8 protein-coding genes and 2 tRNA genes are annotated in these 11,433 nt (G+C 34.5%); 5 read left to right on the top strand and 5 right to left on the bottom strand.

Translation table 11 applies throughout. The annotated features are described in order from the left end of the window. The 3 genes from ACSVH5_RS12585 to ACSVH5_RS12575 all read left to right on the top strand — a co-directional run. The coding region (locus ACSVH5_RS12585; RefSeq protein ID WP_438061761.1) for a gliding motility-associated C-terminal domain-containing protein at positions 1-3,688 on the top strand (3,688 nt) is incomplete at its 5' end. A gap of 53 nt (positions 3,689-3,741) precedes the next feature. Further along, positions 3,742-4,653, top strand: coding sequence for a PorP/SprF family type IX secretion system membrane protein (locus tag ACSVH5_RS12580; protein ID WP_438061760.1), 912 nt, complete (start codon positions 3,742-3,744; stop codon positions 4,651-4,653). A gap of 263 nt (positions 4,654-4,916) precedes the next feature. After that, a complete protein-coding gene (locus ACSVH5_RS12575; protein ID WP_438061759.1) occupies positions 4,917-6,860 on the top strand; it encodes an OmpA family protein in 1,944 nt (647 codons plus the stop codon). A 52-nt stretch (positions 6,861-6,912) separates the two neighbouring features. Here the strand turns inward: ACSVH5_RS12575 and ACSVH5_RS12570 are convergent, their stop codons facing one another. Continuing rightward, a complete protein-coding gene (locus ACSVH5_RS12570) occupies positions 6,913-8,061 on the bottom strand; it encodes an 8-amino-7-oxononanoate synthase (RefSeq protein ID WP_438061758.1) in 1,149 nt (382 codons plus the stop codon). Between the two features lie 157 nt (positions 8,062-8,218). After that, on the bottom strand, positions 8,219-8,707 hold the full coding sequence (locus ACSVH5_RS12565) for a DUF1761 domain-containing protein (RefSeq protein ID WP_438061757.1): 489 nt from the start codon (positions 8,705-8,707) through the stop codon (positions 8,219-8,221). A gap of 164 nt (positions 8,708-8,871) precedes the next feature. Here ACSVH5_RS12565 and ACSVH5_RS12560 point away from each other — a divergent pair, with 164 nt between their 5' ends. Beyond that, positions 8,872-9,708: a leucine-rich repeat domain-containing protein gene (locus ACSVH5_RS12560; RefSeq protein ID WP_438061756.1), complete on the top strand. Its 837-nt coding sequence runs from the start codon at positions 8,872-8,874 to the stop codon at positions 9,706-9,708. A 285-nt stretch (positions 9,709-9,993) separates the two neighbouring features. Here ACSVH5_RS12560 and ACSVH5_RS12555 read toward each other — a convergent pair whose 3' ends face one another. From ACSVH5_RS12555 to ACSVH5_RS12545, 3 genes are all read right to left on the bottom strand, one after another. Next, on the bottom strand, positions 9,994-10,140 hold the full coding sequence (locus tag ACSVH5_RS12555; RefSeq protein ID WP_438061755.1) for a GIY-YIG nuclease family protein: 147 nt from the start codon (positions 10,138-10,140) through the stop codon (positions 9,994-9,996). A 56-nt stretch (positions 10,141-10,196) separates the two neighbouring features. Further along, positions 10,197-10,269: transfer RNA gene (locus ACSVH5_RS12550), tRNA-Met, on the bottom strand. A gap of 35 nt (positions 10,270-10,304) precedes the next feature. Then, positions 10,305-10,377, bottom strand: a tRNA-Met gene (locus ACSVH5_RS12545). A gap of 149 nt (positions 10,378-10,526) precedes the next feature. On the opposite strand from ACSVH5_RS12545, the gene era reads away from it, so the two are divergent. Next, a complete protein-coding gene (gene era, locus ACSVH5_RS12540) occupies positions 10,527-11,408 on the top strand; it encodes a GTPase Era (RefSeq protein WP_438061754.1) in 882 nt (293 codons plus the stop codon). Positions 11,409-11,433 lie beyond the last annotated feature (25 nt).

The following is an 11,433-nucleotide window of genomic DNA, read 5'->3' as shown; positions in this document are numbered from 1 at the left end:
TTACACGCTAACCGTAACTGATTCTTGTTCTTCACAATCCAATTCAGTAACCATAGGACAACCAACTCAGACATCAGAACCAACAATTGTAAAAATCACACAACCAACATGTTCTGCATCCACAGGAAGCTTCCAAATTAATGGTTATGATTCCACAAACACATATACATTCACACCAAGTATAGTTAGCATTTCCTCAACAGGATTGGTAACAGCCAATGCAGGAAGTTATACTTTTACAGTAACTAATGTTCAAGGGTGTATTTCTTTACCATCAGTTGAAATAGTCCTATCAAATGTAATATGCGCAGTGACCGAAACTACACCATCCATTAATGGCTTACCAGGAGGAACTACTGCACCTTTAACAACTAACGATACTTTAAATGGCAATCCAGTAGTTATTGGTACAAGCCCTGGACAAGTTACTTTGTCAGCAGTAACCGTTCCATCAGGATTGACATTGAATGCAGACGGCACAGTAACCATTGCTCCAAACACGCCAGCAGGAAATTACAATGTGGAATATAAAATCTGCGAAGTGACGAACCCAAACAATTGTGATACTGTACTATCTGTTATAGTTGTAGGCAATGCAACTATACAAGCACAAAACGATGACATTGAAGTTGATAGCCCAATAGTTACTGTTGTTTTAAGGCCATTTAATGAAGATCATGGAAATGGAGAAGATACTTTGGATGGGGTTAAAGTTACTTTTGATAAAGTGAATGTAACTATTACTGAAATAATTTTACCTTCTGGTCAAAGCTATCCTGTTCCAAATGTAGATATAAACTCGAATGAAATTGTAATACCAACAAGCGTTCCAGCAGGTGTTTATACTATTTCCTACACTATTTGTGAAAAATTAAACCCAACAAATTGTTCTTCAGCAGTAATAAATATAAGAGTGAAATCACCAATTGTAATTGCTGAAGATGACGTATTACCTTCTGTAGATGGAAAATTAGGTACTTCAAATGCAGGAAATGTTTTGGAGCCAAACCCTACTAAACCAGATACTATTAATGGAAATCCAATAACTAGTAATGAGGTAGTAATTGCTGTTATTACTCCTGCAATACCTGTATTTCCAAATTCTCTTGTGCCAATTTTAGATACAACCACTGGAATTGTAAGTGTGCCAGCCAATACACCTGCGGGTGATTATACCATCGTGTATGCAATTTGTGATAAAGTAAACCCAACTAGTTGTGATACTGCTGTTGTTTCAATCACAGTTAAAGCACCAGTAATTGTGGCACAAGATGATTACTTTTACGAAGGATTAGGATTTATAGGGAATGCTAATATTGGTAATATTTTAAATAACAATGGAGATGGTAATGATACTTTAGATAATAGTAAAGCAACTATAGCTCAAGTACAAATAAAGATAGTACAACCTGCAAATGCTATCAATGGAGGATCGGTTCCAATGGTAGATGTTGCCACTGGAAATGTTAGTGTGCCCCCAGGTACTGAACCTGGTGTTTATACCATTGTATATTCTATTTGTGATCGACTGAATCCAACCATTTGTGATGAAGCAACAATTACAATAGAAGTATCCAATCCTGCCCCAGCACCGCCAACTCTAGATGCAGTGAATGATACTGTTGATAACATTAATGGAATAAATGGGGCTAAGAAAGTGTTAACTATTTTGTCAAATGACACTTATGAACTTACTGCTGCTACAATCAATAACGTTTCAATAAAAATTATTACCCCAGATGTTTCAGGTAATTTGATTTTAAATCCAGATGGGACTGTCGATGTGAAAGAAGGTACTCCTCAAGGTTCTTATTCATTTGTATACGAAATTTGCAGCATGAGTTCACCTAATATATGTGATCAAGCTACTGTAACTGTAAATGTTATTTGTAATTCAACTAAGATTTCGGGAGTAGTAAGAGATTTGTTAAACAATAGGCCATTGGCTAATGTGCCTGTAACCTTGATTCCGGATAAACAAACTACAGGACCTGTATTGTTCATGTTAACCAAAGCCGATGGTTCGTATAACTTTACTGGATTTATTCCTGGAGATTACATAATTCAAGTGCAAGATGCGAATTTGAATAATGCGCAGAATCTTTACAATGTTGGCCCAAGTTTATATTTCTTAAACATTCAAAATTGCAACTATGAAGTAAGAAATTTTGATTATGACAAAACCGATTTGCCTGTTTTGGGTAATTTAGTTTGGTATGATTTGAATAGTAATGGCTTGCAAGATGAATGGTTTGATGCCAATAATGACGGTTTAGTAACTCAAAACTTCCCGGACAATAATGGGTATTATGATTATGCCAAATGGGAGTGGATTGATTTTAATGGGGATGGCAGCTATGTAGGAAAAGCAAATGAAGGAGAATTGAATGCTGCGGGTATTGGTAACGGAACAACGAATGTTCCAAATATTTTTGTAACGGGTCCAAATGGCTTCTCTCGACAAATTACCATGGGTATTCAAGGCTATTGGAGGACTAGAGGATTAGCGGGTCAATGGGGTGATTATAAAGTAGAGTTGATAATGGAGTCTAATTTAGAAACCGCAGCGCAAAAGAAAAGGGCTACTGGTTTGATTAAAAATTTACCAGCGCCTATAAATAAATTTGGCACATCCAAAAATACTGGAATGAACAGCTTTATTGTTTGTGGTGTAACCAATAACAACAGTAAAAACACTACTTTAAGTGCCGTGATTCCAACAGATAATTCAATGGATTTTGGAATTCAATGCAGTACTTTTGCTACTATTTTGGCCAATAACGATGCTGCTACTGTCACTAGTTCTATTATTGCTACAATCAATGTGGTAAATGTTTTGAATAATGATTCGTTTAATGGAAGTAGTATGCTTTTGACAAATGTTAATCTTACTACTGTTACCCCTAATGCAAATTTACGCCTGAATGCTGATGGATCAGTTGATGTACTGCCTAATACACCAGCAGGTAGCTATACTTTATCGTATCAAGTTTGCGAAAAAGTAAATCCAAGCAATTGCCAAACTGCTACTGTAACAATTACTGTTGTAGCACCAATAATCGTAGCAACAAATGATGATTATAGTGCAACACCAATAGACGCTTCAAAAGGGGCTGTATTGGAGGAATTGGTAAACGACAAATTAAATAATGAAACAATACAGCCAAACCAAGTTGTAGTAACTATTGCTGATGCTGGAGGTATTAATGGAGTAACTGTAGATTCACAAGGAAAAATTGTAATTCCCGCTGGTACACCTATTGGAACCTATGTACTAACCTATACAATTTGTGATGTGGTCAATCCGAATAATTGTGCCTCAGCAACCATTACGATTGTAGTGAAAGATCCTTGTGATTTTGATGATAGTCCAGCTTCATGTGATATTGAAATTCATAATTCTTTCTCTCCTGATAATGATGGACAAAATGAAGTATTTACAATTGATAGAATAGAGAATTATCCAGATAATACTGTAGAAATTTATAATAGATGGGGGGTTCTGGTTTTCGAAGTAAATGGATACGATAACACTTCAAAAGTCTTTACTGGAATTTCAGAAGGAAGGGTAACAGTAAATAAAGAAGAAACCTTGCCTAATGGAACTTATTATTACGTTGTTAAATACAAAAAACCTATAAGTGGTTCAGTAAAACAAAAAGCAGGTTTCCTTTATTTGTCTAGATAGTTTTAATAACATTACCGGGGAATGCAATTCCTCGGTTGATAAAACATAAATTTATGAAAACAAAATTCTTCTACTTTTTTGCGTTGTTGAGTTCAATTGCAAATTATGGTCAACAAGATGCACAATTTACCCAATATATGTATAATACCATCAACATCAACCCCGCTTATGCAGGTAGCCGTGGTGCCATGAGTATTTTTGCATTACATCGTACACAGTGGGTAGGTCTTGATGGTGCGCCAACCACAAATACAGCATCTATCAATACTCCTCTGAATAACAGTAGATTAGGTATTGGTTTATCCTTTGTGAATGATAAAATTGGACCAACAAACGAAAACACCATATCAGCCGATTTGTCTTATACTATTCCTTCCTCAAACAATTTTAAACTATCCTTTGGAATGAAGGCTACCGCCAATCTCTTTAATTTAGATGTTAACAAACTCAATCCTGTTAATCAAGGAGATCCTAAATTTCAAAACCTTAGAAATGTTTTTACTCCTAATGTGGGGGTAGGGATTTATTACCATTCAGACAAAGCATATATCGGTTTGTCGGTTCCTAATTTTATTCAAACCAATCGATACGATGATAACGAAGTGGCTATTTTTAAAGATAGAATCAACTATTATTTGATGGGTGGATATGTTTTTCAAGTTTCTGATGACATCAAATTCAAACCGGCTATTCTGACGAAGTTAGTTGAAGGTTCGCCTTTGCAAGTAGATATGTCAGCCAACTTTATGTTTGTTGAAAAAGTAGTAGTCGGTTTAGCCTACCGTTGGAGTGCTGCTATGAGTGCTATGGTTGGATTTCAAGTCTCTGATGGTATGTATATTGGATATGGTTACGATTTAGAAACTACTAATTTAGAGAACTACAACTCGGGATCTCATGAGGTATTTTTGCGATATGAAATTTTCAAAAACAATGAAAAAATGATTACCCCAAGATTCTTTTAATTTTTTTAATTCAAGAAAAGACAAAAAGGATAGCAGTGCATTTTTTTTATGGATATGGCTTTACGGATGAATCAATGATTTTTGTTAAACTAGTTGCAATGATGAAGCATTATTTAAGTTGATAATGATTATAAAAAAAGGATGAAAACGGTCACCATCATTAATTAGCGCTATTGAAAAAGGAAACTAAGGTGTTGCAAAAGAAACGCTACTATTCAAACAATAGTAAAAACATCTGTTGCAAGATTTAAATAAAATAGATTATGAAAAAAAACGTACTACTTTGTCTTGCTATTACTCATCTTTTTTGGAGTTATAGTACTGCTCAAAAAGCTAAAATTGCTTCAGGTGATAAAAAATACAACAATTATGCCTATGTCAATGCAACCCAAACTTACGAGCGTATTGCTGCCAAAGGATACAGTTCGGTTGAAATGTACCAGAAATTAGGGAATGCCTACTATTTTAATGCAGATTTTGAAAAAGCCGCAAAGTGGTATGGTCAATTGTACCAACTTTCTTCAAATTTAGAACCTGAGTATTTATATCGATATGCACAATCCTTAAAAGCTATTGGCAATGAAAAAGAGGCCATTGCAGTACTTGCATCATTTGAAAATAAAGCCACTGCCGATTCAAGAGGAAAACGCCTAAAACTCAATGCCGATTATTTAGAAGATATTAGAGATAATATTGGAGTTTATACTATTGAGAATGCCGGAATCAATTCAAAATACTCTGATTATGGTAGTACAATTGTAGATAATAAATTGGTATTTACATCTGCAAGAGATACTGGAAGTATTGGCCAGCGCAAACATACTTGGACAGGAAAGTATTTTACAAACTTGTATTCGGCCGGAGTGGATGGGAATCTAATTCCAAGTAATCCTATCCGATACGATGCCAATATTAATTCCAAATTTCATGAAGCTACCCCTGTTTTTACTAAAGATGGTACTACTATGTATTTTACTCGAAACAATTATTTGGATGGTAAAAAAGGTAAAAATGAAGACAAGATCAATAGATTAAAAATATATAAAGCCACCTTAATTGATAAAAAATGGTCAAATATAACCGAACTTCCATTTAATAGTGACAATTTTAGTACCGCTCATCCTGCCTTGAGTCCGGATGAACAAACCTTGTACTTCGCCTCTGATAGACCAGGAACTTTGGGACAATCTGATTTGTTTAAAGTTAGTATTTCTGCTAATGGAAACTATGGAGAACCAGTTAATTTGGGACCAGAGATTAATACAGAAGGACGCGAGACTTTTCCTTTTGTGACCAAAAACAATTATTTGTACTTTGCCTCAGATGGTCTTCCAGGATTAGGTGGATTGGATATTTTTACTGCAAAAATTAATACTGACGGAAGTTTTTCAGAGATTGACAACGAAGGAGCAGAAGTAAATTCTCCCTATGATGATTTTGGATATTATCGTGATAGTGACACTAATAGAGGATTTTTTAGTTCCAACAGAGAAGGAGGAATAGGCTCAGATGATATCTATAGGTTTGTAAGTAAAGATAAGTGCAGGCAAGTAATCAATGGGATTGTTACGGATGCCGCTTCAGGAGCAGTTTTGGCAGGTACACAAGTCTTGCTTTTAAATAAACAGTATCAAGTAATTGCTACCAGTTTTACCGATGATAATGGATTTTATACCTTTTCGGCATATTGCAAAAAAAACTATCATATTAGAGCATCTAAAGAAAACTATACTCCAAAAGAAGTGAAAATTAAAACTCCTGAAACAACTGGAGAAACCAAAGTGCTCATACAATTAGAAAGTACTTTGTGCAAAGTGACTGTAGGAGATGACTTAGGAAAATGTTTTGGAATAAAAATGATCTATTTCGATTTAGATAAATCGAATATTCGCAAAGAAGCAGCTTTAGATTTAGAAAAAATATTGGATGTGTTGCAACAAAATCCAACGATGAAACTCGATATTCGTTCTCATACAGATTGCAGACAAACCGCCAAATACAATATGGCTTTGTCAGAAAGAAGGGCCCAAGCTACTATTAATTGGTTGGTTGCTAAAGGTATTGATAAATCAAGACTTACTGGGAAAGGCTATGGAGAATCACAATTGATAAACGATTGCGGTTGTGAACCTACGAATACCTCCAATTGTACCGAGGAACAGCATCAAATGAACCGTAGAAGCGAATTTATAATTACGGCGCTATAATTATTGATTCAAATACTTAAAAAGGCTGCTTTTAGTAGCCTTTTTTATTGCCTTATTTGAAAGGATTTCGTTCTTTCCAGTTGGTTTTAGGCTCAAAATAACGAAAGAAATGCGGTAAAAAATAATTGATTATGGGGTTTTTATGTTCCATTAAACCATAAATAATTTCGGGTTTTGCACCTATCGAACTTTTAATTTCTAAAGCTGTTCTTGCAAAAACGATTGTTTTGAATTTTTTTTTGATTGAATACGCTATCATATCGTAGAGCATGTTCAAGTACAACATTTTTTCACGCTGAATAGTTTCGTTATATCCTAAGAAATAGGTATCCATGGCTTCGCCATTTTTTATTAAAGTGTTAAAACCAATCAGCTTATTTTCAAAAAAATAGCCATAAAAAAGAAAATCATCTTTCAAAATTCTTTTTAATTCACTAAAATGATTTTTGGATAAGAAAAACGAGTTAAATGGTGCATTTTTGGCCACATGATAGTATAAGTCATAAATCAACTCTTGGTTTTTTTCTATATCTTTTAAAGAAAGTTTTTGCTTAACTAACCCTTCCGCTTTTTTTCTAGCTCTTTTGTATTGGTCTCTATATTTTTTGGATAAAGCGTTGACATAATCTTGTTCGTTGGTCCAATGGTTTGGAATAGAAAAGACCATGTTGGGTTGTGTTGTAAATTGAAAAATGGAACGAAAGGGAGTTTGACTTATTCTCTGCATTTCATTTGCTGAAAAATCTTTACTAGTAAGCAAATGAACCTTGATTCCTTGTGTTTGTAATAATTGATCAATATGGTTTCTGGCCTGAAAAAGTACTTTGATTCCCTCTTCAAATGGTACAGAATCTGCTAAGGCATAGGCGTTTTCTCCAGTAAGCATGCAGTTGCCAAGAAATAACACATGAGAGGAAAAGCGTTTGAACAGAAAATTTCTGAGCATTGTTTTAACGCATTGATCGCGCTCTCCAAAGGATGTTAATTTATTCAAATCTAAAAATTGACTCAACGCTACACCAACCAATTCATGTTCTTGAAATATTCCAATAAAATAACATTTCATGTTGCTTGGACAGGAACGTTCTAAAATTTCGAAATAGTCTCTTTTTAAGAAAATAGTTGATTTGGCAACATTGTCCCATTTTTCAGGAAGTGCATGGGCCGTTTGATAAATAGTAAAGGAAAGAGATGTGTTCAAGCAGTATGAATTGTAATGAACAGCAAATTTAATCTAAAAATAGGTAATTATATTTGTCTTTAGCTAAAGAAGAGAAAGGTTATTGATATTCTTGCATGCCCTGTTGTTTAAAAAATAAAATGCGCTTCAATGGTTGTGAAGCGCATTGCTATAAAATTTATACCCAGCCACAAAGTAGCGCACCCATAATTGTAAGGGTAAGAATCCAATAGCCAGCATGTATAAATATGTATTTCCATGATTTTCGTTCAAAAAGCCCATTGATGCCAATCATTGGAAAAGCAAAGAATAAACCTGATAGAAAACCATGTAATGCGCCGTGTTTATAGGTTCTGAAAGCGGTTCCATAATCAGCCATGAATGCGGTGTAGGATGGAAGGGCTTCATTTAATTTCGAGGGTCCGCCAACCATTCCTAATGCTCCCATTTGATGAATAGTAAACGTCATTTCCATAGAAGCAATCAGTAAAGAGAATAGGTAGGTAAAACCGAAAATTTTAAGCATATTTCCAGTTTTTAGTTGGTCATCCGTTAGACCAGCTTCCTTCATCCAAACCGTTCCAAATACTTTTGGGTGGTACCAAACAAATCCAACAAAAAGTGTTAACACTGCAGCTACAAAAAGTGCTTGAACATTCATTTCCATAATTTAAGTTTTTAAGGGTTAGTAATCAAAGGTACAAAAAAATAGGAAGGCCATTTTTAATAAAAAAGCCTTGTAGGAATAACACGCATATTTTAAAAATTAATGCATTTCGTCGATTTTATTTGTATTTTATCTTTAAGTACTCTATTTTTAAACATGAATTTATGATTTATTTAACAGCTATGAAGAATCTATTTTACCTCTTGTTTTTTTCTATTTCAGCAAGTTCATATGCTAACGTTTCAGTTTTAGAGCGTGAAGCATTACTACAATTGTATCAATCTACCAATGGAAATCAATGGAAAAATAAATGGGATCTAGCCGCTCCAATTGACACTTGGTATGGGGTGACTTTGGATGGAAATAAAGTTTCAGCTATTCATTTACAAGATAATAATTTGACTGGGAGTATTCCAGAGTCTATTGGTGATTTGAAATTCTTAAAAGAATTGAATTTACACAAAAATAATATAGAAGGTGTGTTGCCAAAATCATTAGGGGAATTAACCTCTTTAGAAAAATTAAATCTATCGCTTAATCAAATATCGGGAAGTATTCCGCCAGTAATTGGGAATCTAATCCATTTAGTACAAGTAGAGCTGTATATGAATAGGTTGAAAGGGAGCTTGCCAATAGAATTAGGAAAATTGAGTCATTTAGAGGTACTTTCTATTTACAACAATGAAATTGAAGGTAAAATCCCTTCTTCCTTGTATGCTATTCATCAGTTGAGAGTGCTAATGCTAAATAGTAATCGTTTAAATGGTGAATTGCATGGTGACATTGCAAAATTAAAAGAGCTTGAAACCTTGAGTTTGTTTGATAATGAGTTGAACGGATTGATTCCTAAAGAATTAGAAACTTTAAAAAAGTTAAGAGAATTAAATATTTCTTACAATCAATTCAAGGGACCTGTTTCAAAAAATTTAGTAGAGAAAGATACATTCAATATGACAATGTTGAGCCCAAACGGAAAAATTGTTTTGCTTGAAACAATTTGATTTAAATTAAGATGTTGCAAATTTAGTTAATAGAACCTGCTTTAAGCAGGTTTTTTTGTTAAGTATAAAGTATGGAGCTGTTTAAAACACCAGCTTTTTCAAGTGGTGTTTTCTAGTAGTCCGCTACAGCGGAGACTCGAACCAGTGTCCGCCGTGGCGGATATGAGTCCTCCAAATTCAGAGTTCTTGAATTATTTTTTTTGATAAATTCTCTTCCTTTTCCTGTTTTAAAAAATTTTTCTCTTTTCATTGCTTCAGCTTTGGAAATAAAGAATTCCACATAAATTACTTCCCAAGGCTAAATTTTATAGTGTATCCTTTAGTTCCAAGAACGTTATGAGATTTGAAACGTTCAATTAGATTGGATGTGAAACCGATATAATTTTTGTTGAACTTTTTAGAGTACAAAATATATACAACAAATTCTTCCATATTTTAAAGTTTTGAACACAAAAAAAACACCAGCTTTTTCAAGTGGTGTTTTCTAGTAGCGGGAACTGGACTCGAACCAGTGACCTTCGGGTTATGAGCCCGACGAGCTGCCTACTGCTCTATCCCGCGATGTGCGTTTTGTAATCTCAGTAAAATTAACTTAGTAGCGGGAACTGGACTCGAACCAGTGACCTTCGGGTTATGAGCCCGACGAGCTGCCTACTGCTCTATCCCGCGTTGTTTCGGGTGCAAATGTACGACGTTTTTCTAGAAATACAACCAAATTTTAAAAAAATGTTTTATTTCGTCTATTGAGTTGATATGGCTACCTTTGCAGCCTATATCTTTTACTTTGAATTTACGAAGTGAAATTAAATGAATTTAAAATGACACATAAAGCCGGTTTTGTAAATATAATTGGAAACCCAAACGTTGGAAAATCAACGCTAATGAATGCTTTTGTTGGGGAGCGATTATCCATTATTACTTCTAAAGCACAAACCACAAGACATAGAATTTTAGGAATTGTAAATGGCGACGATTTTCAATTGATTTTGTCGGATACTCCTGGCATTATTAAGCCTGCCTACGAAATGCAAGAAGCCATGATGGGTTTTGTAAAGTCGGCTTTTGAGGATGCTGATGTTTTGGTGTATATGGTAGAAATAGGGGAGCAGGAATTGAAAGATGATGCTTTTTTTAATAAAATTATCCATTCCAAAATTCCAGTTTTGTTGTTGTTGAACAAAATTGACAATTCAAATCAAGAGCAATTGGAAGAGCAAGTGGCTTTTTGGACCGCCAAAGTGCCGAATGCGGAAATTTACCCAATTTCGGCATTACAGAATTTTAATGTTCCTGAAGTGTTTCAGAGAATCATTGCCTTGTTGCCAGAATCGCCAGCATATTATCCTAAAGATCAATTGACGGACAAGCCTGAACGTTTTTTTGTAAATGAAATTATTAGAGAAAAAATTCTGTTGAATTACAATAAAGAAATTCCGTATGCTGTTGAGATTGTTACCGAAGAATTTGTAGAAACAGATGCTATCATTCGAATTCGATCGGTGATTATGGTAGAACGTGATACCCAAAAAGGTATCATTATTGGTCACAAAGGCGCTGCATTGAAAAAAGTGGGTATGGAATCGAGAGCAGAATTGGAAACGTTTTTCGGCAAACAAATTCATATTGAATTGTATGTGAAAGTGAATAAAAATTGGAGAAGCAACGCCAATATGTTGAAACGTTTCGGATATAATCAGTAGGGACAGGTCGTGACCTGTCCGTACG

The sequence above is a fragment of the Flavobacterium sp. RSSA_27 genome, assembly GCF_051547125.1.
Lineage (GTDB): Bacteria > Bacteroidota > Bacteroidia > Flavobacteriales > Flavobacteriaceae > Flavobacterium.
Note: the sequence above shows the minus strand (reverse complement) of the source record. Positions and strands in the feature narration are given on the sequence as shown.